The sequence below is a fragment of the Pseudomonas sp. IT-232MI5 genome (assembly GCF_949767845.1).
Classification (GTDB): domain Bacteria; phylum Pseudomonadota; class Gammaproteobacteria; order Pseudomonadales; family Pseudomonadaceae; genus Aquipseudomonas.
The window spans coordinates 301,046-322,547 of record NZ_CATKQE010000022.1 but is presented as its reverse complement, the minus strand read 5'-3'; the positions used below and the strand labels follow the sequence as shown (position 1 = coordinate 322,547).

Annotated in this window: 20 protein-coding genes; 5 read left to right on the top strand and 15 right to left on the bottom strand. The window is 61.1% G+C overall.

Annotation, left to right across the window (positions count from 1 at the left end; genetic code table 11):
- Positions 1-123 precede the first annotated feature (123 nt).
- From ACM6JQ_RS14855 to ACM6JQ_RS14820, 8 genes are all read right to left on the bottom strand, one after another.
- Positions 124-993, bottom strand: a complete 870-nt coding sequence (locus tag ACM6JQ_RS14855) for an isocitrate lyase/PEP mutase family protein (RefSeq protein ID WP_007919546.1) — start codon at positions 991-993, stop codon at positions 124-126.
- A gap of 167 nt (positions 994-1,160) precedes the next feature.
- Positions 1,161-2,195, bottom strand: a complete 1,035-nt coding sequence (gene astA, locus ACM6JQ_RS14850) for an arginine N-succinyltransferase (RefSeq protein ID WP_095111593.1) — start codon at positions 2,193-2,195, stop codon at positions 1,161-1,163.
- Between the two features lie 61 nt (positions 2,196-2,256).
- On the bottom strand, positions 2,257-3,273 hold the full coding sequence (locus ACM6JQ_RS14845) for an arginine N-succinyltransferase (protein ID WP_414894083.1): 1,017 nt from the start codon (positions 3,271-3,273) through the stop codon (positions 2,257-2,259).
- 118 nt (positions 3,274-3,391) lie between these two features.
- Complete coding sequence (locus tag ACM6JQ_RS14840) at positions 3,392-4,741, bottom strand: APC family permease (protein ID WP_007919552.1); 1,350 nt, start codon at positions 4,739-4,741, stop codon at positions 3,392-3,394.
- A gap of 81 nt (positions 4,742-4,822) precedes the next feature.
- Positions 4,823-5,575 carry an N-formylglutamate amidohydrolase gene (locus ACM6JQ_RS14835; RefSeq protein ID WP_007919554.1) on the bottom strand — a complete coding sequence of 251 codons (753 nt, stop codon included), beginning with the start codon at positions 5,573-5,575 and terminating at the stop codon, positions 4,823-4,825.
- On the bottom strand, positions 5,559-6,890 hold the full coding sequence (locus tag ACM6JQ_RS14830; RefSeq protein ID WP_414894082.1) for a glutamine synthetase: 1,332 nt from the start codon (positions 6,888-6,890) through the stop codon (positions 5,559-5,561). Before ACM6JQ_RS14830 ends, ACM6JQ_RS14835 begins: the two co-directional genes overlap by 17 nt.
- Positions 6,887-7,531, bottom strand: coding sequence for an isochorismatase family cysteine hydrolase (locus tag ACM6JQ_RS14825; protein ID WP_007919558.1), 645 nt, complete (start codon positions 7,529-7,531; stop codon positions 6,887-6,889). The genes ACM6JQ_RS14830 and ACM6JQ_RS14825 overlap by 4 nt, the downstream gene beginning before the upstream one ends.
- A 2-nt stretch (positions 7,532-7,533) precedes the next feature.
- Positions 7,534-8,388, bottom strand: coding sequence for a MurR/RpiR family transcriptional regulator (locus ACM6JQ_RS14820; protein WP_007919561.1), 855 nt, complete (start codon positions 8,386-8,388; stop codon positions 7,534-7,536).
- Positions 8,389-8,717: 329 nt separating this feature from the next.
- Here ACM6JQ_RS14820 and ACM6JQ_RS14815 point away from each other — a divergent pair, with 329 nt between their 5' ends.
- Both ACM6JQ_RS14815 and cobF read left to right on the top strand, forming a co-directional pair.
- The gene (locus tag ACM6JQ_RS14815) at positions 8,718-9,287 is read left to right on the top strand and encodes a histidine phosphatase family protein (RefSeq protein ID WP_414894081.1); all 570 of its coding nucleotides are present in this window, start codon (positions 8,718-8,720) and stop codon (positions 9,285-9,287) included.
- Complete coding sequence (cobF, locus tag ACM6JQ_RS14810; RefSeq protein WP_123374884.1) at positions 9,287-10,042, top strand: precorrin-6A synthase (deacetylating); 756 nt, start codon at positions 9,287-9,289, stop codon at positions 10,040-10,042. The genes ACM6JQ_RS14815 and cobF overlap by 1 nt, the downstream gene beginning before the upstream one ends.
- A 223-nt stretch (positions 10,043-10,265) precedes the next feature.
- Here the strand turns inward: cobF and ACM6JQ_RS14805 are convergent, their stop codons facing one another.
- Genes ACM6JQ_RS14805 through ACM6JQ_RS14795 form a run of 3 tightly spaced genes read right to left on the bottom strand, consistent with a single transcriptional unit; the run spans position 10,266 to position 12,846 of the window.
- Positions 10,266-11,447, bottom strand: coding sequence for an acetyl-CoA C-acetyltransferase (locus tag ACM6JQ_RS14805; RefSeq protein ID WP_007919564.1), 1,182 nt, complete (start codon positions 11,445-11,447; stop codon positions 10,266-10,268).
- Positions 11,448-11,458: 11 nt separating this feature from the next.
- The gene (locus ACM6JQ_RS14800; RefSeq protein WP_007919566.1) at positions 11,459-12,124 is read right to left on the bottom strand and encodes a CoA transferase subunit B; all 666 of its coding nucleotides are present in this window, start codon (positions 12,122-12,124) and stop codon (positions 11,459-11,461) included.
- Between the two features lie 23 nt (positions 12,125-12,147).
- Complete coding sequence (locus ACM6JQ_RS14795; RefSeq protein WP_007919568.1) at positions 12,148-12,846, bottom strand: CoA transferase subunit A; 699 nt, start codon at positions 12,844-12,846, stop codon at positions 12,148-12,150.
- Between the two features lie 240 nt (positions 12,847-13,086).
- On the opposite strand from ACM6JQ_RS14795, the gene ACM6JQ_RS14790 reads away from it, so the two are divergent.
- Positions 13,087-13,974 (top strand): LysR family transcriptional regulator, encoded by an 888-nt coding sequence (locus ACM6JQ_RS14790; RefSeq protein ID WP_007919570.1) that lies wholly within the window; start codon positions 13,087-13,089, stop codon positions 13,972-13,974.
- A 332-nt stretch (positions 13,975-14,306) separates the two neighbouring features.
- Here ACM6JQ_RS14790 and ACM6JQ_RS14785 read toward each other — a convergent pair whose 3' ends face one another.
- The gene (locus ACM6JQ_RS14785; RefSeq protein WP_414894080.1) at positions 14,307-15,149 is read right to left on the bottom strand and encodes an NAD-dependent protein deacetylase; all 843 of its coding nucleotides are present in this window, start codon (positions 15,147-15,149) and stop codon (positions 14,307-14,309) included.
- 54 nt (positions 15,150-15,203) lie between these two features.
- Positions 15,204-16,250 (bottom strand): class I SAM-dependent methyltransferase, encoded by a 1,047-nt coding sequence (locus tag ACM6JQ_RS14780; RefSeq protein ID WP_414894168.1) that lies wholly within the window; start codon positions 16,248-16,250, stop codon positions 15,204-15,206.
- Positions 16,251-16,652: 402 nt separating this feature from the next.
- Here ACM6JQ_RS14780 and ACM6JQ_RS14775 point away from each other — a divergent pair, with 402 nt between their 5' ends.
- Both ACM6JQ_RS14775 and ACM6JQ_RS14770 read left to right on the top strand, forming a co-directional pair.
- Positions 16,653-17,492, top strand: coding sequence for a DUF692 domain-containing protein (locus tag ACM6JQ_RS14775; protein WP_414894079.1), 840 nt, complete (start codon positions 16,653-16,655; stop codon positions 17,490-17,492).
- Positions 17,485-18,237 carry a DUF2063 domain-containing protein gene (locus ACM6JQ_RS14770; protein ID WP_414894078.1) on the top strand — a complete coding sequence of 251 codons (753 nt, stop codon included), beginning with the start codon at positions 17,485-17,487 and terminating at the stop codon, positions 18,235-18,237. The genes ACM6JQ_RS14775 and ACM6JQ_RS14770 overlap by 8 nt, the downstream gene beginning before the upstream one ends.
- Position 18,238: 1 nt before the next feature.
- Here the strand turns inward: ACM6JQ_RS14770 and ACM6JQ_RS14765 are convergent, their stop codons facing one another.
- A complete protein-coding gene (locus ACM6JQ_RS14765; protein ID WP_414894077.1) occupies positions 18,239-19,267 on the bottom strand; it encodes an NAD(P)/FAD-dependent oxidoreductase in 1,029 nt (342 codons plus the stop codon).
- On the bottom strand, positions 19,254-21,437 hold the full coding sequence (locus ACM6JQ_RS14760; protein ID WP_414894076.1) for a hypothetical protein: 2,184 nt from the start codon (positions 21,435-21,437) through the stop codon (positions 19,254-19,256). Before ACM6JQ_RS14760 ends, ACM6JQ_RS14765 begins: the two co-directional genes overlap by 14 nt.
- Between the last annotated feature and the right edge of the window lie 65 nt (positions 21,438-21,502).

The following is a 21,502-nucleotide window of genomic DNA, read 5'->3' as shown; positions in this document are numbered from 1 at the left end:
GGCTGTTGCTATCGCGAGCAGGCTCACTCCTACAGTAGATCTTCAGTGCACACAGTATTTGTGTTCAACACTATCAATTGTAGGAGTGAGCCTGCTCGCGATGGCGTCAGCCCGGCCAACCCATCACTCCTTGACGCTCATGTATTCCTTGGCCCAGAGAATGTATTCCTCCGGCTGGGTATAGGTGTGCGTCAGTTCAGTAGCGCTTAGATCTGAAGCCTGGGTAAAGATCTGCCGCTGTTCGCGCAGGCTGTCATACGTCGCTTTGATCGCCGCAAAATAAGCACCATGGCCATCGATGGTCACACGCACACCGAGTTCGGCCAAACGTTTGTCATCGCGCAACGCCGGGTTGCCGTAGGTCACCAGCATCAGCGGCACGGTCAGGTGTTCGGCGATTTGTTCAAGCTGATCGAAATCCTGAATTCCGACCATGCAGATGCCGTCAGCCCCGGCCGCCTGATATTGGCGAGTGCGGCTGATGATTTCCTGATTTGGCAGGATGCCGGCGTTGGTACGGGCGATGATCGCCATTTCCGTATCAACCCGGGCTTCCAGCGCCGCGCGGATCTTGCCGACGCCTTCGGCAACGGTGATCAAGTCGGTGGATTTGCGCCCGAATTGGGCCGGCAGCAAGGTGTCTTCGATGGTCAGGGCGGCGACGCCGGCGCGTTCCAGTTCAACGATGGTGCGCATCACGTTGAGGGCGTTGCCGTAGCCGTGGTCGGCGTCGGCGATCACTGGCAATTGGGCGACGCGGCCGATGCGGGTGGCCTGTTCGGCGAACTCGCTGAGGGTGATCAGGGCAAAGTCCGGGGCACCCAGCACCTGCAACGAGGCCACGGAACCGCCGAGGATCCCCACTTCAAAACCGAGGTCAGCGGCAATCCGCGCGGACATCGGATCGAACACCGAAGCCGTGTGATAGCAGGTGTCGGAAGCCAGCAGTTGACGGAAGTTACGGCGCAAATCTTGATGGGAAAGCCTGGTCATACGAGTTCCACCAATACAAAGGAATGGAAAGGCTTGAACAAAGGTGTCAACGCCGAAGAATGAAAAGGCTATCACGCGAATGGGTCAATGATCATGACGAATTTGCAAGGGACAGGATGTCGCGGACGCTTTTGCTGAAAGGATTTACCTTTTTGCGGTGGTGACCGTCAGGCCGCCACCGCCTGTTGCTGTTGATTGGGCAGCATCGCCGCCCGTACCGAATTGCCCGGTTGCAGTTGCAGGCGCTTGGCGGTGAGGCGGTCGATCACCAGGCTGCTACCGACACGGCGGGCGCGGGCGACGGTGATGCGGCAGTTTTCCAGACGGCGGTTGTGAATCAGCCACAGCGGCGCCTGTTCATCCGGACTTCCGAGGCTCAGGGTCAACTCGACGCTTTCGCGCACGGTGCGAATACTGCGCACCGGCGCTTCGATTACCGGGCCGCCGTCGAAGATGTCGATGTAGCCTTTGTGGGTGAAGCCTTCGGCCTGGAGGATTTTCAGCGCCGGCTCGGTATTCGGGTGTGCCTGGCCGATCACCGCCTGGGCCTGTTCGGTGAGCATGCAGGTGTACAGCGGCTGGCGCGGCATCAGTTCGGCGATGAACGATTTGTTGCCAAGTCCTGACAAGTGATCGGCATGGCTGAAGTCCATTTGAAAGAAATGCCGGCCCAGGCTGTCCCAGAACGGCGAACAACCGTGTTCATCGGCACTGCCGCGCAGTTCGGCAATCATCTTCTCGCCGAACAGGTGCGGGAACTCAGCAACGAACAGCAACCGCCCCAGCGACAGCAGGCGGCCATTGCTGCCGTGGCGCTGATCATGGCCGAGAAACAGCGAGCACAGCTCCGATTGGCCGGTCAGTTCGTTGTTGAGAAACAGTGTCGGGATCTGCCGTTGAATGCCCAGATCCGGCGCCGAACTCACGGTCAACCCGACCCGATAGTTGTACCAGGGCTCGCGCAGGCCGACCGCCCCGGCCAGGGCGCTGACGCCGACCACGCGCATGTCGTCGTCCTCGAGTACAAACAGATAGTCCGCGTCGGCTCGTTCGACTTGTTCGGCGAACGCCCGCTGTGCCCAGCGGACCCGGTGGGACAGGCGATCTTCGTTGGCCGGCAGGGTGGTGAACCCCGGGCCGGCCTGTTGCACCAGCGCCATCAAGGCTGGCAGGTCGCTGACTTTGACCGGGCGGACAATCATGCTGGAACTCCTTCTGCGCGCCTGTTCGGGCACTGTCGTTGGCTGCGCAACCGCGCGGGTTTCACAGGGCAATCAGCCGGATCGGGCTGCCATCGGTCACGTTCAGCGCCGCGCACATTGCGGGGGTGAGGGCCAGCGGTTGATCGGGTTGATAATCGAGTTCGGCCATGATCGCGCGAAAGCCGTGCAGTGCGTCGTTGCTCAGCAGGTACCGGCCACGGCCATCGATCTGTGGCTGCTGTTGCACAGTTGCAGTCTGGCTGCGCGCTATCGAACGAATGTTGGCGGTACGCGCATACAGGGTCGGGCCGGCGTCGAACAGGTCGATGTAGCTGTTGGTTTCGAAGCCTTCACGCGCAAGGATGTCGAATGCTTCCTGACCGTCCGGGTGAATGCGACCGATGCAATCCTGCGCGGCTTGCGGCAGCATTGGCACGTAAATCGGGTATTGCGGCATCAGTTCGGCGAGAAAGGTGCGGCTCTGCAACCCGCACAGCCGTTCGGCTTCCGCGTAGGGCAGGTCGAAGAAGTGTTTGCCCAGTGCATCCCAGAACGGCGAATGGCCTTCCTCGTCGCTGTAGCCGACGATTTCGGTAATCACCGCCTCGGCAAAGCGCGGCGCATGGGCGGCGATGAACAACAGCCGCGCCCGTGACAGCAATTCGGAGAACGGCGTGCGCACCAGCGCGGCGTCGATGTGAAAGCCGCGCAGCAGCGTGTGGTCGTTGAGGTCGTGACACAGCGACAGCGCGGGCACGCCGTGTTCGATGTTCAGCTCGCGGGAAGCGCTGGTGAAATGGCGGTTGCGCAAGCTGTAGAACGGCTCGTCGAAGCCCGCAGTGGCGAGAATTTCCGAGCAGCCAACCAGCCGCTGGCTGTCCAGATCCTCCAGAACGAAGAAGTAGTTCTCCGGGCCGTTAGCCTCTGCCGCACTGGCGAACGAGGCACAGGAACCGGCGATTTTCTCGCGCAGGCGTTCGCTGTCGTCCGGCAGGGAGGTCACGCCCACCAGACTGTCGCGGGCCAATTGTTGTAGCTGGGGCAGATCAGTCTGTTCGACTGGGCGTAAGACCAGCATGGATATACTCCTGTATCAAAAGGTTCGGCAAAGTCGCCGAACCTGACTATCACTGTCGGTTTCCACGCGATAAATCGGCGGTCGCCTGATTTGTTGTCAGACGCCGCTCTTTTTCTTGTCAGCCGTTGCTCGGGTCAGGCAGCGCGGTACTGGCGCCGAGCTTGTTGAGGAAGAACAGGTACACCAGACCCAGGGCAATCCAGATCAGGCCGAGTTTCTGCGCATCGACGCCCATGTTGTACATGATGGCCGCGACGATGATGAAGCCGACCACCGGGCAGATCAGGTGACGCACGACCTGACCGGACTTTTGCCGACGCCAGTAGTAGTTGATCACTGTCAGGTGCAGCAGCATGAAGCCGCTGAGTGCGCCGAAGTTGACCAGCGAGGTCAGGGTGTCGACCGAGTTGATGAACAGGTAGCAGATCACCAGCGACAGCACCGCCACCAGATAAATGCTCAGGTACGGCGTGTTGTGTTTCGGGTGCACCTTGGCCAGCACTTTCGGCAGTTTGCCGTCGCGGGCCATACCGAACAGCAGGCGCGAAACCGCGGCTTGCGAGGTGATTGCCACGGCCACGCCCCAGGCCAATGCCGTGGCAACAGCAGTCAGGGTCGCCAGCCAGCTGCCGGCGGCGATTTCGGCGATTTCATAGAACGCAGTGTCGGCGGATTTGAAGCCCATGCCGGCCGCCAGATCGGTGGCAATCCAGGTTTGCGCAACGAAAATCACCCCCATGACCACCAGCGTAATCAACGCTGCTTTGCCGACGCTTTTGCCCGGATCACCTTTGATTTCTTCGGCGAGGGTAGAGATCGCATCGAAGCCGAGGAATGACAGCACGGCAATCGACACCGCTTGCATCAGCAGGGCGAAGTTGAAGGTTTCCGGGTGATACAGCGGCGCCAGGGTCAGCTCGCCATTACCGCCACCGTTGTGCAGGGCATTCCACGCATAGAACAGGAAGATCCCCAGCACCACCAGTTGCGCCAGCAGGAAGATGATGTTCATCCGTGCGGTGAAAGTGATGCCGCGCAGGTTGACGAAGGTCGCGCTGACCAGAAACGCCAGAATGAAGCCGACTTTCGGGATGTCCGGGTACAAATGGTTTAGCGCCATCGCCGCATAGACGTAGAGCAGCGGCGGGATCAGCAGGTAATCGAGCAGCATCAGCCAACCGGCGATGAAGCCGACGTGCTGATTAAGGCCGCGTTGCGCATAGGAATACACCGAACCGGCGATCGGAAAAGCCTTGGCCATGCTGCCGTAGCTCAGCGCGGTGAACAGCATCGCCACCATGCCGATGATGTACGCCAGCGGCACCATCCCCGGGGCCTCGGCGTTGACGTAGCCATACACACCGAACGGGGCGATGGGGATCATGAAGATCATCCCGTACACCACCAGGTCGGTCAGCGTCAGGCTACGTTTCAACTCTTGCTTGTAGCCGAATTCTTCAATTTCCATGAAGCGCAACTCCTTGTCAGCCAGTCGGTCGTTTTAGTTGTTATCGGTCCATCGTTTACAGCGTCAGCAGTCTTTCATTCATTACAGCAATGGCGCGAAGTAGCCGGCCCAGCGCGATACGGCTTCGGGGCTGCGCAGCAAGTCATTGCGCACCTCGATCAGCACCGAGTCGAGGCCACGGGCATCGCCGTGCACCGGCACGGTCATGTCTCCCAGCGGATCGATCTTGTACGGCTGATTGCCGGCGACTTTCAGCGGGTGTTCGCCGAGGCCGTCGAGCAGGCGTTGCGCGTAGGCCTTGGCCTGACCGAACAACACGCCGGCCTCCAGCGGTCGCGGCTGGCCGTAATACACCGGGGTGAAACTGTGAATCCCCACCACACGCACCGCTTGGCCCTTGGCAACACGTTCGTCGATCAGCGTTTGCAAGCGCGCGTGAAACGGCTTGAACAAGGTCTGGCGGCGGTATTCGCGGGTGGCTTCGTCGAGTTCACGGTTGCCCGGCACCTGATAAATCTCGCTTTGCGCCGGAATGCTGTCCGGGGCGTGGCGTGGCCGGTTCAGATCGATCAGCAGCCGCGAATAATTGGCGCTCAACAGGGTTGCGCCGAGCATCTCCGATAACTGCTCGGCCAGTTGCAGCGCGCCAATGTCCCAGGCGATGTGTTCAGCGGCGGCGGCAGCGTCCAGGCCCAGATTGTTCAGAGCTTCGGGGATGTAGCGGCTGGCGTGTTCGCACACCAGAATCAACGGGTGCGTCGAGTCGGCGCGGCTCAGGTTGTAGGCCGGTCGGGTGTATAACCCCAGCTCGGCGGATTCAGTACAGGCGTGCATAGTGCTCACACAAGTCAGCGGGCGAGAGCTGTTCCGTCAGCGCCAGTTCCTCGGTTTTCAGGGCGTAATAGGTGTCGAGCAGCGGCTTGGGCAGCCATGCAGTGAAGGCGCCACTGTTGCGCAGGCAATCCAGCGCCTGGGCCAGCGAGGCGGGCAGGGCGACGATGCCCCGGGCCTGGCGTTGCTCGTCGTTGAGTGAATCGGGAATTTCATCGGTGATCGCGTTCAGTGCCAAGCGTTGTTCGATGCCCAGCCGACCGGCGATCAACAGCGCGGCCATGGCCAGATGTGGCGAGGCGGTAGCGTCCATGGCGCGGAATTCGAGGTTGAACTGGTTGGCCACGGACTTGCCACCGAGGGTCACGGTCGGACAGATGCGCAGCGCTGCTTCGCGGTTCTGTTGGCCGAGACAGGCGTAGGAGGCGCTCCAGTGATGCGGCTGCAAGCGCTCGTACGACACAGGCGTCGGTGCGGTGAAAGCACAGAGTGCCGGCAAGTAGTGCAGGATCCCCGCCGCCCAATGCTGGCCGAGACTCGACAGACCGTTGCTGGTGCCGGCGTCGTAAAGCATCGGCAGACCGCCCAGATCAAGCAGGCTGACATGCAGGTGCACGCCGTTGCACACCGCGTCGGCGGCGGTCTTCGGCGCGAAGCTCAAGTCCAGGCCCATTTGCCGGGCGATCTCGCGGGTGATCTCGCGCACGTTGACGGCGCGATCGGCTGCCGCCACGCCGAGCGTCGGGCGGCAGGTTATTTCGTATTGGTGCTTGCCGTATTCCGGCAGAAACATTTCCGGCTCGACTCCGCCGGCGCGCAGGGCGCTGAGCAGCCAGCCGCCGAACGCGGCGCCCTGACGCTGGGCTTCGAGAGAGAACGCCAGGTGCTCGGCGAAACCGGCGTGCAGGTTGAATTCGTGCTCGAACGCGGCGTTGACCTGCAAGCCCAACCCATCGCGATAACGTTCGATTTCATCACGCAACAACGTGCGCGGGCAGGCGCCCCACGGGCGGCCATCGGTTTCGCGGATATCGCCGTGGATGAAATCCAGCGCCGGGGCATCGGCGTCCGGGCCATTGCCGACGGTGACGCGGCTGCTCAGATCGGGAATCAGTCGCAGGTCGCCATAGGCGCCCCACGGATTGGTCGAGGCAATGATGTCCTGCGGCGTCAATGCGCTGTTGGCCGGCACCCAGCCGCACCCGGCGGCTTGATAATGCTCAAGCTCATCAGTGGGAAACGAGCGGCCGCGGGTGATGGCGATCAGGTCGGTGGTGACCAGCGTGGTCATCGGTAGCGGCGTCAGGCGCGAGCTCATGACCGCATCTCCTGCAGGCGGGCGAGCACGGTGTCGGTGTCGGTGATCCAGCAGTAACCCTTGATCGCATTCAGGCAGGCGTGATGGCGTTCGGCGCTGTAGGTGGCGCAGGCGTCCTCGACCAGCGTGACCAGATAGCCGCGATCGGCGGCGTCGCGCACGGCCATGTCGACGCACTGGTCGGTGACGATGCCGGCAATGATCAGGTGACGGGTTTGCAGGTTACGCAGCACGTAGTCGATGTTGGTCGAGTTGAAGACGCCCGAAGACGTCTTCGGCAGGACGATTTCGTTTTCCACCGGGGTCAGGTCTTCAATGATCCTGGCCTGCACGCTGCCTTTGGGCAGGTGCATGTCCGAGAGTTTGTGGTCGAGCGAGCGGTCGCGACCATCAGCGGTGAGGCTCTCGATAATCGTGTGCAGCACGTTCTGCCGCGCCTCGCGAAAGGCACTGAGCAAACGACGTTGGTTGGGCACCACCTGCATGTGCGCACGGGTCAGGAAATACTCGGCGTCAGGCCCATTGAGGTGCGCGTCGAACTGCGGTTCGAGCCAGGCACGCTGCATGTCCACCAGCAACAATGCGGTGTGGTCAGTGACAAACGGCAGATCCCGTGGCGAGCGGTGGGGAAGGCTGAACATCCTTATTTATCCTCCAGCAGGTGGGTGTTGAAGTCGTTGCGCAGGGCATCGATGCCTTCCAGGCGATCGGCGAGGTTTTCGGTGCGCAAGGTCAGGCAGGCAATCAGTGCTTCGACCTGAGCCAGCGCCGGCACCATGGTGTCGAACGGCGAGGCCGACTCCACCGGCGCGCTGATGATCAGGTCGGCCAGCTCGCGCAGCGGCGAGGCATAGATATCGGTGAACAGCACCACGCGCGCGTTGTTGTTCTTTGCCGCGCTGGCGACCCGCAGGGCCTGAGTCTGGTAGCGGCGGTAGTCGAACAGCAGCACGACATCCTGGCGTTGCAGATCAAACAGGCGATCGGGCAATTGCGCGTTGTCTTCCAAAGCGAAGCAACCGGGGCGCAGCAGGCGCAGGTGATTGAGCAGGTAAGTGGCCATCAGGCTGCTGAAGCGCCCGCCGAAGCAGTACACCTGATGCCGGGCATCGAGCAGCCAGTCGGTGAGAATGCGCACGTCTTCGGGTTGGGTCAGCGATTGGGTTTCGACCAGCAGGCGATGGCTGTCGCCCAGATAGTGGCTCCAGGCGTCGTCCTTGTGCTGATGGGCGCGCGGTTGCAACAGCGTGCGCGGCGAGCGCAAGCGGTGGTCCATGTCGCTGAGCAGTGCTTCCTGGAATTCGGCATAACCGCCGAAGCCGAGTTTTTTCACCAGCCGCACAATGGTCGGATCGCTGACCCCGGCATGTTCGGCCAGACGCGCCATCGGCCCCAGACCGTTGCGTGGGTACTGATCAAGCAAGGCGCGAACGACTTTGCGCTCCGACGGCGTAAGATCCAGGCCGGGATCGGTGATCAGGTCTCTGAGAGGGGGCATCCGGGCTCCTGCTGGATGAGGGTGTTGAATTCGCTTCATAATCCGTTAAAACAGTATTTATGTAACTGACGTTACATGTCTAGTGAATTTTTCAGTGTGTTGAAAAGGCTCCGGAATGAAGCGAGATGCCCGTGTAACAAGGGCTACACGTAATTCGATCGGGCTTGTAGTCCATCGCCCACGGCAGTGTCAGAAATCGCCGTATTTGTGCTTTTTTCTGCTGTGACCGAGGCGATCCGGCAGCCCTGCAACCCTCGGTTTACGGCACAATTAACGACAGAATGGCTTTGCGCCGCTGATTTTCATGAAGGCCCACCGGAGCGATACCTGTGCAGACCACTCGTTTGACATTGATTTGCCATGCGCGAACCGTCGCACAGAAATTGGCGTGTTTTCCTACGAATGAGCCTGTTGAAAATATCGGGCTGGCATCGGGCGGATTGTCCGAGCGTTTCGACGCCGCGCGACGTTTGATTTGCGCGCCGGAGTTGCGCACGCGCCAGACTGCGGCGTGGTTTGGCGCGGATGCGCAGGTTGATGAGGCGCTGCGCGATTGTGACTGGGGGCGCTGGCATGGGGTATCGATCAAATCCCTGCAAAACGCTGAAGGCGCGGCGTTGCACGCCTGGCTCGAAGATCCCCATGCGACACCTCACGGCGGTGAATCAGTGACGCAGTTATGCGAGCGCGTGGCGGTATGGCTGAGCAGTCTGCAAACCACACCAGAACATGTAGTGGCGGTGACGCATCCGTTTGTCATCCGCGCCGCGCTGATCCACGTGATGCGCGGTTCGGCGTTTCATGACATTGATGTCGAACCGTTCTCCGCGGTCGAATTGCGCTTCACCGGGCGCTGGCGCTTGCGTCTTCCGGGCCTCGACGTTCAAGGAGCACTTTGATGAAACAACTGCTGGTGATCGGCATCGGTGCCGGTAATCCCGACTACATCACGATGCAGGCCGTGAAAGCGCTGAACCGGGTCGATGTGTTCTTTCTGATGGATAAAGGCCAGAGCAAGGACAAGCTGATCGACTTGCGCCGCGAGATCTGTGAGCGCTACATCGACGACCCTGACTATCGCTTTGTCGAAGCCCACAGCCCGGAACGCGAACGCGGTGATGTCGACTATACGGCCAGTGTCGATGACCTGAACCGTGCCAAGCAGCAGACCTTCGAACGCCTGATCAATGACGAATTATCTGACGGCCAGTGCGGTGGTTTCCTGGTGTGGGGCGACCCGGCGTTGTACGACAGCACCGTGCGTATCCTCCAGGCCATCCTGGCCTCGGGCACCTGTGCCTTCGAGTTTGAGGTGATTCCCGGGATCACCAGCGTTCAGGCGTTGGCGGCGCAGCACAAGGTGCCGCTGAACACCATCGGTCGTTCCATCGAAATCACCACCGGGCGGCGTTTGGCGGCAGGGCAGGTGAGTGATACGGACAGTCTGGTGGTGATGCTCGATGCTGAGGATTCGTATCACCGGGTGGCCGATCAGCAGACCGAGATTTACTGGGGGGCTTACCTGGGCACGCCGGATGAGATTCTGATTAGCGGCAGGCTGGCGGATGTCGCGGATGAGATCGAGCGGGTGCGCAAGAAGGCGCGGGCGGAGCATGGCTGGATCATGGATACGTATTTGCTGCGCAAGCCTTAGATTGTTGGTGCTTGGACTGGCCCCATCGCGAGCAGGCTCACTCCTACAATTGAATGGGTTCACAATTCCAATGTAGGAGTGAGCCTGCTCGCGATAGGGCCGGAACATTCAACGTACATTTTGAACAGGCAAAAAAACACCCGGTGCAACGCAAGTCGCACCGGGTTTTTGTTGCCAGCAAGCGGCGGATGTCGTGGATCCGCCATTCACTGTTGAACTCTGGTTATGCGCGTTCCAGCGCCAGCGCCACACCCTGACCGCCGCCGATGCACAGGGTCGCCAGACCCTTTTTCGCATCACGCTTGATCATTTCATGCAGCAGGGTCACCAGCACGCGGCAACCCGATGCACCGATCGGGTGGCCCAAAGCGATGGCGCCGCCATTGACGTTGACCTTGTCCAGATCCCATTGCAGATCCTTGGCCACCGCCAGCGATTGCGCGGCAAACGCTTCGTTGGCTTCGATCAGGTCGAGCTGGTCGATGTTCCAGCCAGCCTTGTCGAGGCAGCGGCGGGTCGCCGATACCGGGCCGATGCCCATGATCGCCGGGTCGACACCAGCGTTGGCATAAGCGGCGATGGTAGCCAGTACAGGCAAGCCGAGGGATTTGGCTTTTTCCGCGCTCATCAGAATCACGGCGGCGGCGCCGTCATTCAGCGACGAAGCATTACCAGCGGTGACGCTGCCGTCCTTTTTGAACGCCGGACGCAGTTTCGCCAGGGATTCGGCGGTGGTGTCGCCACGCGGTTGCTCGTCGACCTTGAAAGCAACAGGATCGCCTTTGCGCTGCGGGATCAGGATCGGGGTGATCTCATCGACAAAGCGCCCAGCCTCAATCGCGGCGGCGGCTTTCTGCTGAGAAGCAGCGGCGAAAGCATCTTGCTGCTCACGGCTGATCTCATATTTGTCGACGAGGTTCTCGGCAGTGATGCCCATGTGGTAATCGTTGAACGCATCCCACAGGCCATCGCTGATCATGGTGTCGACGATCTGCGCGTGGCCCATGCGCAGACCGGTGCGTGCGCCCGGCATCACGTAGTTGGACAGGCTCATGTTTTCCTGACCGCCAGCGATGATCACATCAGCGTCGCCGCAACGGATCGCCTGCGCACCCAAGTGCAGAGCTTTGAGGCCCGAACCACAGACCTTGTTCAGGGTCAGCGCTGGCACAGCGTGAGGCAGGCCAGCCTTGATCGCCGACTGACGCGCCGGGTTCTGGCCGGCGCCGGCGGTCAACACCTGGCCCATGATCACTTCATCAACCTGTGCACCGTCCAGCCCGGTCTGCTCGAGCAACTGGCGGATCACCGCCGCGCCCAGATCCACCGCGGAGACGCTGGCCAGCGAACCCTGGAAACTGCCGATCGCGGTACGCGTGGCGGCAACAATTACGACGTCTTGCATTTTCGAATTCCTCACTGGGCAGCGAACTGCATTTCCGGTACGTGATCCGGGACGATCAGTTTACCAGCGGTTTTGGCGACGATTTCCTCGACGCTGACGCCAGGTGCGCGTTCTTTGAGGACAAAAGCGCCATTTTCGATTTCCAGGTAGGCGAGGTCGGTCAGCACGCGCTTGATGCAACCGGCGCCGGTCAGCGGCAGGCTGCATTTGGCCAGAAGCTTGGACTCACCATCCTTGGAGGCGTGGGTCATGATCACGATGATGTTGTCGGCGCCGGCCACCAGATCCATCGCGCCGCCCATGCCCTTGACCAGTTTGCCGGGGATCATCCACGAAGCGATATTGCCTTCGACGTCGACTTCGAACGCGCCGAGCACGGTCAGGTCGACATGACCGCCACGGATCATCGCGAAGGATTCGGCGGAGTTGAAAATCGACGCGCCGATGCGCGCGGTCACGGTCTGTTTGCCGGCGTTGATCATGTCGGCATCGATGGTCTCTTCAGTCGGGAACGGACCCATGCCGAGCAGGCCGTTTTCCGATTGCAGCATGACTTCCATGCCTTCAGGAATGTAGTTGGCGACCAGGGTCGGAATGCCGATGCCGAGGTTCACATAAAAGCCGTCCTGCATTTCGCGGGCGACGCGCTGAGCCATTTGTTCGCGGGTAAGTGCCATTTTTTATTCTCCGTCAGCCTGAATTATTTGCGGATGGTGCGCTGTTCGATGCGTTTTTCGAACGTGCCGCAAATGACCCTATCGACGTAGATGCCCGGGGTGTGGATCTGCGAGGGGTCGAGTTCGCCGGGTTCGACGATTTCTTCGACTTCAACCACGGTGATCTTGCCGGCGGTGGCGGCCAGCGGGTTGAAGTTCTGCGCGGTGTGACGGTAGACGACGTTGCCGAAGTGGTCGGCTTTCCAGCCTTTGACGATGGCGAAGTCGCCGGTGATGGATTCTTCCATCAGGTACTTGCGACCCTTGAATTCGCGCACTTCCTTGCCTTCGGCGACCGGAGTGCCGACGCCGGTGGCGGTGAAGAAGGCCGGAATGCCGGCGCCGCCTGCGCGCATCTTCTCAGCGAGGGTGCCTTGCGGGGTCAGGATGACTTCGATGTCGCCCTTGAGCAGTTGCTCTTCGAACAGCTTGTTCTCGCCGACATAAGAGGCAATGACTTTGCTGATCTGACGGTCGGTGAGCAGCACGCCGAGGCCGAAACCGTCGACGCCGCAGTTGTTGGAGACGACGGTGAGGTCGCGGGTGCCTTTGCGCTTGATCTCGGCGATCAGGTTTTCCGGAATGCCGCACAGACCGAAGCCGCCGGCGATGACGGTCATGCCGTCCTCAAGCCCGGCCAGGGCTTCCTCGTAGGAACTCACGCGCTTGTCGAAACCTGCCATATGCACCTCTTTTATTATTTGCGGGCGGCTGGCTAGCCGAATGGTTGGAGTGTCTCGCTGGAAGATATATTTGTTAAGTTGATTTTTAAGGTTGATTGATAGATAAAACTCAATAAATGCATCTGCCCCCTGTAGGAGCTGCCGAAGGCTGCGATCTTTTGATCTGATAAAACCAAGATCAAAAGATCGCAGCCTCCGGCAGCTCCTACCTGACCGAGTTTCATGTTCAGAGGTTTGAGTATGACCATCAAACAGATCCGCGCCTTCCTCGCCGTGGCCCAGAGCCTCAGCTTCGCCGTGGCCTGCGAGCGCCTGCATCTCTCGCAATCAGCGTTGAGCCTGACCATCAAAGCGCTGGAGGAGGGACTGGGCGGGCGCCTGTTCAGTCGCAACACCCGCAATGTGGCGCTGACCGCAGAAGGTGAGTCGCTGCTGCCACTGGCCCGGCGCCTGATCGCGGACTGGGACAACGCCGAAGACGAGATGCGTCAACGCTTTAGCCTGCAACGCGGGCGGGTGACGTTAGCGGCGATGCCGTCGTTTGCCGGCAACCTGTTGCCGCCGATCCTCAAAACGTTTCGCGCGCGCTATCCGAACGTCAACGTCACGGTCAATGACGTGATCAACGAGCAAGTGCTGGAAATGGTCCGTGATCGTCAGGTTGAGCTGGGGGTGGCGTTCGAGCCGATGCAAAACACCTCGATGACATTTACGCCGCTGTACAGAGATCGCTTCGTCGCGGTGGTGTCGAAGGATTCGCCATTGGCGCAGCGCAGCGAGATCGATTGGCAGACGTTATTGCAGGAGCCGTTCATCACCTTGCAGCGGCCCTCGACGGTGCGGGTGATGCTCGAAGAGCACTTGCAGGCGCGGGGCATGAAGTTGCCGGTGGAATTTGAAAGCCATCAATTGGCCACGGTCGGGCGGATGGTCGCCAGCGGGCTGGGCGTCAGTGCCGTGCCGGCGTTGTGCGCCGGGCAGATGCAGGAATTGGGCGCCCATTGCCTGACGCTGGATGACTCGGTGGAGCGAGCCATCGGCGTGCTGACCGAACCGGGCAATGAACTGTCGGCGGCGGCGCAGGCGTTGTTCGATATTCTCAAGGCTGAAGATCTCGGGCTACTGTGAGATCTACCCCCTCACCCCAACCCTCTCCCCCAGAGGGGGCGAGGGGGAAGGGAGCTGATCGGGGGCATTTCAAAAAATGGGTTCGACTCGAAATTTACAGGTCGATGTATCGCTAGCAACAACTCGGTCAATTCCCTTTCCCTTGGGCGAGGGCGAGGGCGAGGCCTAGTGTTCGGGGAAAGGGAGCAGATCGTGGTTATTCAGATTGTGAGCTCGACTCAGCATTTTCAGGTCGCAGTATTCAGCCCAGACAACTCGGTCAGTTCCCTCTCCCTTGGGAGAGGGCTAGGGTGAGGGGCTTGGGTCCTGAGTCGAGCACAAAGTGCAGCAACTCACCGATCCAGCACTTCAACCAACAACGGCAAAAGCTGTTCACACGACGCTTCAATCTTCAAATCCAGCAAATCATCCGCCCGGGTCTTGCCCAGATTGATCGCAATCAACGGTTTCCCGCGATCGGCGATCACCCGGCACAGGCGAAACGCCGAATACGCCATCAACGAAGACCCCACCACCAACATCCCCGCGGCATTTTCTGCCGCCGCCATCGCCCGTGCCGCCGTGTGCTGCGCAACGTTTTCGCCGAAAAACACCACGTCCGGTTTCATCCGCTCGCCAAAGCAATGCGGGCAGTGCGGCACCTGAAAACGCGCCTCGAACGCCGGGTCGAGCAGGGTGTCGCCATCCGGTGCCTGCACCGCGTCGATCCCGGCCAGATACGGATTGTGCAATTCCATCAGTTGTTGAATCGCATCGCGCTCGCTGCGCTGACCGCAGTCCAGGCACAACACCCGATGCAGGCTGCCGTGCAGTTCGATCACGTCGTGGCTGCCGGCCTGATCGTGCAGGGTGTCGACGTTCTGGGTGATCAAGTCGCGGATCAGCCCACCGTGCTGCAAATCGGCCAATGCCTCGTGAGCCGCGTTCGGTTGCGCCTGACGCACCCTTGGCCAACCGAGCATGGCCCGCGCCCAATAGCGGCGGCGCGACTCGGGGGCGGCGAGGAATTCCTGGTACATCATCGGTTGTCGGCCACGGCGTACTCCGTCGCTGTCGCGGTAGTCCGGAATGCCCGACGGCGTGCTGATGCCGGCCCCGGTCAGTACGATGAAGTCGCCATCAGCCATCACCTCTTGCAGGGTGTCGAGGTGTTCGCGGGTCGGGCTGTCGAGCATGGTCAGCGCTCCGAAGTGGGCAGTGCCAGCAGGTTAGCACGCGACCCGCATGGCTTACTTGCGCGCCTCCAGAATCAGGTTGAACGGTGTCTGCGTGGCCCGACGGAAGTGCTTGAACCCGGCCTCGGAAAACACTTTGCGCAAACGCATTTCCCCGGCTTGCGCGCCCAGGCCGAGGCCGACTTCCTGCGACAGCGAGTTGGGTGTGCAGATAAACGTCGAGGCGGCGTAGAACAGCCGTCCGACCGGGTTGATGTTGTCGTCCAGCGTGTCGTTGGCGAATGGCTCGACCAGCAACACCGTGCCGTCGTCTTTCAACGAGTCATAAGCGTGACGGGCGGCGCCGACCGGGTCGCCCATGTCATGCAGGCAGTCGAAATAGCAGATCAGGTCGTAGTCATCGCCGGGGTAACTCTTTGCCGAGCCCTGGAAGAACTTCGCCCGGCTGCTGACGCCACCTTCCTCGGCGCGCTGGGTGGCGACAGTGATCGAGGGCGCGTGATAGTCGTAGCCGACGAAGCGCGAGTTGGGAAAGGCCTGGGCCATGATCACCGTCGAGGCGCCGTGACCGCAGCCGATGTCGGCGACTTTGGCGCCTTCCTCCAGTTTCGCCACCACGCCGTCCAGCGCCGGCAGCCATTCGGCGATCAGGTGACCTTTGTAGCCGGGCCGGAAGAACCGCTCGGTGCCGGTGAACATGCACGGATGATGATCGCCCCAAGGCAGAGCGCCATTGCCGCGCATGGCTTTGACCAGTTTGTCTTTGTCGTGGAAAAACGACGCCACCACCCCGAGACCGCCGGCGACGTAGACCGGCGAGTCCTCGACGGCCAGGGCCAGCGCCTGTTCTTCCGGCAGACGGAACTGGCCGTCGTGGTGCTCCATATAGCCGGACGCCGCGTGAGCGCTGAGCCATTCGCGCACCAGACGCGGATTACAGGTGGTTTTGGCGGCGAGGGCATCGGCGCTGATTGGCTCACTGTCGGCCATCGCCCGGTACAAACCGAGTTCTTCGCCGACGATGACATTGGCCAGCATCGCCGCGCCGCCCATGTCGTTGACCAGTTTGCCCATGAATTGGTTGAGCTTCGCCTCGTCCATCATGTGTGCTCCTGAAACAGGATCACGGTCCGGCGGCGTCGAAGGTCGAGGCGTGCGCCACCGGGCGGTGGTCACGGAGTTGGGCAGGGCACGGCTGACGTCCTGCGTCCCCCTCGACTGGGTAATAAAGGAGTCTAGCCCCGGTCCGGGCGTGTCGCTGGATTTGTGAGCAACGAAAACCTGTGGGAGCGAGCCTGCTCGCGAAGGCGGCATTTCAGGCAATTCTGATCTTGTCAGTGCCGACGCTTTCGCGAGCAGGCTCGCTCCCACATTAGGCAGGTGTGTATCCCTGTGTATCGAGATGGCGGCGGGATACACACGGCTGCAAAAGTCCGGTCGTTGCACACAGCCGTGATACAGCCGGCGGTTCAACTGGGAAAAACCTACTGCAGAGGTATACCCATGCAAACGCCTCCCTTATTGACGCAACCCAGTGTTGGCCTCGGCCTGCGCCGTGGCCTGCTGAAAGACTTGCAAGCTGCGCGCAGCGGCGCTTTCGATTTTCTCGAAGTCGCCCCTGAGAACTGGATCGGCGTCGGCGGCGCCCACGGTGCAGCATTGCGTGAACTGGCCGAACGCTACCCGTTGTCCTGCCACGGTTTGTCGCTGTCACTCGGCGGGCCGGCGCCGCTGGATGTCGGGTTTTTGCAGGAAGTGCGGGTATTTCTCGACCATTACAACGTGCCGCTGTACAGCGAACACCTGAGTTATTGCAGCGATGACGGGCATCTGTATGACTTGCTGCCGTTGCCGTTCACCGAAGAGGCGGTGCACCACGTCGCCGCGCGAATCCGTCAGGCCCAGGACATTCTCGGCCGGCGTCTGGCCGTGGAAAACGTTTCCTACTACGCCGCGCCACGTCAGGACATGGACGAGGTGAGCTTCACCAATGCCGTGCTGCGCGAGGCCGATTGCGACCTGCTGCTGGACGTCAACAATGTCTACGTCAACGCGATCAACCACGGATTCGAACCGCAAACCTTTCTCGCCGGCATTGAGCCGGGCCGGGTGGTCGGCATGCATGTGGCGGGGCATTTCGATGAGTCCGACACGCTGAAAATCGACACCCATGGTGCCTCGGTGAAGCCGGCGGTCTGGGCATTGCTGGCGGAGGCCTACGCGCGATTCGGCGCTAAGCCAACGTTATTGGAGCGGGACTTCAACTTCCCGGCATTTTCCGAACTGATTGCCGAGTTGCAGACCATTCGCCATTTACAAGCGGGGGGCAGCCATCGTGGATAACCTGCTACAGCAACAGCAGGCGCTGACCCGGTATTTGCGTGATCCCGAACATCAGTCGCCGCCCGTCGACATGAATGTGCAACGGGTTAACGTCTACCGGGACCTGGTATTCAACAACCTGTCACAATTGTTGAGTGGCACCTTCCCGGTGTTGATTCGAATCATTGGGGAAAAACGCTGGGGCTGGCTGGTGCGAGGATTCTTGCGCGACTGGCGGGCGCAGACACCCAGGTTCGGTGAGATCGCCGAAACTTTTCTCGACTATCTTGCTGCGCAACCGCAGGTGTTGCGCGAGGGTGAGTGGCCGGCGTTTCTGCTGGAGCTGGCGCATTACGAATGGGTCGAAATGGTCTTGCAGCAATCTGATGCTCAAGCGCTGCCGTCGACGGATCCGGCGTTGTTGCTGCAACGCCCGCTGCTGATCTCGGCGTTGGCCTGGCCGCTGGCGTATATATGGCCGGTGCATGAACTCGACCCGGACAATCAGCCCGCCACGCCACCGGCTCAACCGACCTTGTTACTGGTGCGACGCACGGCTGACTGGAACGTGAAGTTTTCCGAACTGAGTCCGCTGGCCTGGCGGTTGCTGCAGCGCATCGACGAATATCCCGCCCTTGATGGCCGTCAGCAGTTGCAAGGTTTGGCGGTGGAGGCGGGGGAGACTGCAACCGTTGCATTCATGGAAAACGGATTGATGTTGATGCGGCAAATGCATGAAGACGCCGTGCTCTGCAGCATCGTTTGAATCAATGGGCAGGCAACCACGACGGCGGGCAAGGATGCTGACGATAGAAGTTGCGCAGTTGCGCCACATCGCGTGTGAACCCATCGATGAGCCATTGCCGATATTGCATTTGGGCAGGCACTTGCAAGGCCGGTTGGCGCAGAAAATCCGCCACGGCTTGCGCGGCTTGAATGCCGCTCATCAGCGCTTTGAGTACGCCGTGGGACGCCGCCGGATCAAGCCGGTTGGCGGCATCGCCTACCAGGAAATAACCGGCCCCGGCGGCGGCCGGAGTGAGGCGCCAGGTCACATCGGCGCCGCGCACGGCACCCACCGCTGGTAATGATTGCAGGGTGGAGGGGAGCATCACCGACCGAGTGTTGCGTTCGAAGGTCAGGCGCGTCCAGTGCAGCAAACGATCCTCAACCTGGGCGATCCACATCCACCCATCTGGGTCGGCCAGCAAGTGTGCCGTCGTGGCATAGGCTGCGTTAGAGCCTTGCAAGTAGCCGTAACGAGCCACCAGTGGCGCGGAGCAACTGTGAGTCGTCAGGCCGAGTTGGCGGCTGAGCCAGTCGCGAGCGCCACTCGCATCGATCAGGCATTTTGCGTAAAGGCAGCCGCTGTCGGTGTCGACGCCGATCACTCGGTTAGCCTGCGTCAGCACCCGCCGTGCCCGGCTGGGCTGGATGACCTCTACGCCCAAAGAAGCGGCTTGCGCCAGCAACGTTGCGTCCAATTGGGCTCGCTCGAGATGAAAGCCTTGCCAAATGCCGCTGTCATCGGTGCCAAAACCGTTGAAATGCGGCGCGCCGTTCCACGTTACCCAGTGACCGTCAAAGCGCCGGGCCGCTCGGCCACACAAGGGCTCGGCAACCCCCAGCAGGCGTAACAACGGTTCGATGCCCGGATGCAGGCTTTCGCCGGGGCGAAATCGTGGGAACGCCTGCCGTTCGATCAAAGCCACGTGCAAGCCACGCCGGGCGCAACTGATTGCCGTTGCGCACCCCGCAGGGCCGGCGCCGACGATCACGACATCAAAATTCTGCATGGGCGACCTGCCACGGCAGCGCGTCAGTTTTGATCAGGATCGCATCGGCGTCGAGCAACAGAATCACCAGCGCTTCGACTTCGACGTCGCGCAACCTGAAATCGCTTTCAGCGATCCGCACGGCACCGCGTCTGTACAGCAAAAAGCGCTGCACCCAGCCGTTGAGGACCTGCCCGGATTCCGCCTGTGCGGTGTCCAGTTCGGCATTCGGCCGCTGCACTTCAATGAACGACAACAGCGGCCATGTATTGCGCAATTGTTTGTCGTTGGCGGCGCCAAGCACGCGGTACACGCGATACATCGATAGCACGCGTTGCTGATACGCCGTTTGCGAGGTGTGACCGGTCATGCCCAGGGAGAACAGGTTGTCGAGAGCCACTTGGGTGTAGTCGGCATGGGCGTACGCGTGGTATCGGGCGATCAATCGATTGTCATGCGTGATCAGTTGCGGGCCGCGCTGATTATCCCAGGCCACACCGCCGCCCATGCCGATGTCCTCATCGGTCAGGGGAATGATGCTGTGCAGGGTCGCGCGCGGCTCGAAGACCCGCGCTGAGTCGGGTGCCACGCCGGGCCAGAAAGACCCCAGCGCCGCACAGATTTTTGCATCCTCGGGAAACGGGCTGGCCATCTGATAGCCGGCGAGAACGTTGATCCATTCTTCGTCCACGGTGCGCTGACGAACCCAGCCGACCTCCCAGCCTGGCCCGAACACCCCGGCGGCGCCGTCGGGCAGTGAGGTAGGCCGTGATGGCGGCGGTAGCGGGGCTTCGGATTGCACAATGTCGGATTGATCGGCGAGGGCGACGATGGCACTCACCCCGCGATCGGCGGGGGAGAACAGGTGATCCTGCAAGTGCAGGTTGGCGCAGTAGCGGACATTGGAAAGCGCTTCCAGTCGGGCGTGCCAGAGACCGGTACTCGGCAATGACGGCTCGTCGCTGACCCAGCGTAGCAGGTTGCGCTGGCTGCACAGCGGATAGAAGTCCGGTGGGCCGATCACCGAGTAGGCCGCGACTGTCGGCAAACTTTTTTCCAGCGCCGGGCACCGTGGCCGCACCCAGCCATCGGCGGTGCTGTCCTGATAGTGCAAGGCGCGGTAACCCCCCTGGCGCAGCAATTCTTCGACATTTTCATACTCGTTCAAGTCTTCGATACTGCCATCCGCCTCGACCCGGTGACGCCCGTGAATCATGCCGCCACTGTTGGCCGGCATCACAAAGGACAACGGTTGACCCTGGTACGCGGCCGGCTCGACCAGCCGCGGTTTGGCCACGGGTAGCAGCAGCCCCGGGCCGCCATCCGTCACTGTTGCCCAATGCGCCAGGTCGGCGGTAACGACGAAGGGCGGCTGGCTGATCTGCGGTTCCTGCCAGCCGGTGCCGCTGTGGCGTAAATGGATATGCCGCAGTTTTTCGTTGATCTGGTGGTTGTCCAGCGTCACCGTCAGGTTCATGCCCTCCAGGCACTGTGCGCCGTTGAACAGCTTGTGCAGCGGCACCCAGAAATCCAGTTCGGGATCGAGCTCCACCTGAAAATCCATCGGTCCGAAGCGCGTGGCATCGCCTTTGAGTTTGACGGCGATGTAGGCGCTGTAGCGCACCGGCATGACTCGGATGCGGTAAGGGTCATCGTCGACGAAGGGCAAAAAGCTGCGCAGTTTTGCGTCATAGCGCGCGGGTACGGTGCCGACCCGGGCGATACCGGTGCGCGAGAAACACAGATCGGCATGCCGGCCATGCACGGTGTCGGCCGCGCAACGATATTCACTGGCGAACGCGACCATTGCCAACGGTGCGCCCAACGCTTTGCTGCGCAAACTGTCGAGCGTGGGCGGGCTGACGCTGTAGACATAGTCGAGCACTGTTTCGATTTCAGCAGGTGTGGGAAACAGCTGTAGTGTCTGGCCGTTTTCATCGCTGATGACCCGTGGCGAAGCCAATGCGTGATACAGCAGGCTGCGTGACGGTACGCCGGCTTCGATTGCGCGGCTGCCGGCCCGAGCGAAGTCGGCGAATCCGGGTAGTGAACGGTCGACGTTCAACGGTTTGCCCAATTCCGCCGCCAGCGGTTCGGCGAGCAGGTCCAGGCCATGCGCGAGCATCAGCGAATGCCAGCCGCCGGGCGCCAGTCGCCTGCACACTTGTGTGACGGATTCGAGCAGATTCATATTGCGCCTCGACAGGTTGGGCCAATCGTCATGGAACCGCAGCCCGGCGCTGACTCGCCACTGTC

Excerpts from the sequence above, each read along its gene's own strand:
- ACM6JQ_RS14800 (WP_007919566.1), bottom strand. The coding sequence starts at position 12,124 with ATGGCACTTACCCGCGAACAAATGGCTCAGCGCGTCGCCCGCGAAATG.
- ACM6JQ_RS14820 (WP_007919561.1), bottom strand. The coding sequence starts at position 8,388 with ATGCCCCCTCTCAGAGACCTGATCACCGATCCCGGCCTGGATCTTACG.
- ACM6JQ_RS14830 (WP_414894082.1), bottom strand. The coding sequence starts at position 6,890 with ATGAGCTCGCGCCTGACGCCGCTACCGATGACCACGCTGGTCACCACC.
- ACM6JQ_RS14805 (WP_007919564.1), bottom strand. The coding sequence starts at position 11,447 with ATGCAAGACGTCGTAATTGTTGCCGCCACGCGTACCGCGATCGGCAGT.
- ACM6JQ_RS14765 (WP_414894077.1), bottom strand. The coding sequence starts at position 19,267 with ATGCAGAATTTTGATGTCGTGATCGTCGGCGCCGGCCCTGCGGGGTGC.
- ACM6JQ_RS14795 (WP_007919568.1), bottom strand. The coding sequence starts at position 12,846 with ATGGCAGGTTTCGACAAGCGCGTGAGTTCCTACGAGGAAGCCCTGGCC.
- ACM6JQ_RS14790 (WP_007919570.1), top strand. The coding sequence starts at position 13,087 with ATGACCATCAAACAGATCCGCGCCTTCCTCGCCGTGGCCCAGAGCCTC.
- ACM6JQ_RS14785 (WP_414894080.1), bottom strand. The coding sequence starts at position 15,149 with ATGCTCGACAGCCCGACCCGCGAACACCTCGACACCCTGCAAGAGGTG.
- ACM6JQ_RS14840 (WP_007919552.1), bottom strand. The coding sequence starts at position 4,741 with ATGGAAATTGAAGAATTCGGCTACAAGCAAGAGTTGAAACGTAGCCTG.
- ACM6JQ_RS14845 (WP_414894083.1), bottom strand. The coding sequence starts at position 3,273 with ATGCTGGTCTTACGCCCAGTCGAACAGACTGATCTGCCCCAGCTACAA.
- ACM6JQ_RS14855 (WP_007919546.1), bottom strand. The coding sequence starts at position 993 with ATGACCAGGCTTTCCCATCAAGATTTGCGCCGTAACTTCCGTCAACTG.
- ACM6JQ_RS14835 (WP_007919554.1), bottom strand. The coding sequence starts at position 5,575 with ATGCACGCCTGTACTGAATCCGCCGAGCTGGGGTTATACACCCGACCG.
- ACM6JQ_RS14780 (WP_414894168.1), bottom strand. The coding sequence starts at position 16,250 with ATGGACGAGGCGAAGCTCAACCAATTCATGGGCAAACTGGTCAACGAC.
- cobF (WP_123374884.1), top strand. The coding sequence starts at position 9,287 with ATGAAACAACTGCTGGTGATCGGCATCGGTGCCGGTAATCCCGACTAC.
- ACM6JQ_RS14775 (WP_414894079.1), top strand. The coding sequence starts at position 16,653 with ATGCAAACGCCTCCCTTATTGACGCAACCCAGTGTTGGCCTCGGCCTG.
- astA (WP_095111593.1), bottom strand. The coding sequence starts at position 2,195 with ATGATTGTCCGCCCGGTCAAAGTCAGCGACCTGCCAGCCTTGATGGCG.
- ACM6JQ_RS14825 (WP_007919558.1), bottom strand. The coding sequence starts at position 7,531 with ATGTTCAGCCTTCCCCACCGCTCGCCACGGGATCTGCCGTTTGTCACT.
- ACM6JQ_RS14760 (WP_414894076.1), bottom strand. The coding sequence starts at position 21,437 with ATGAATCTGCTCGAATCCGTCACACAAGTGTGCAGGCGACTGGCGCCC.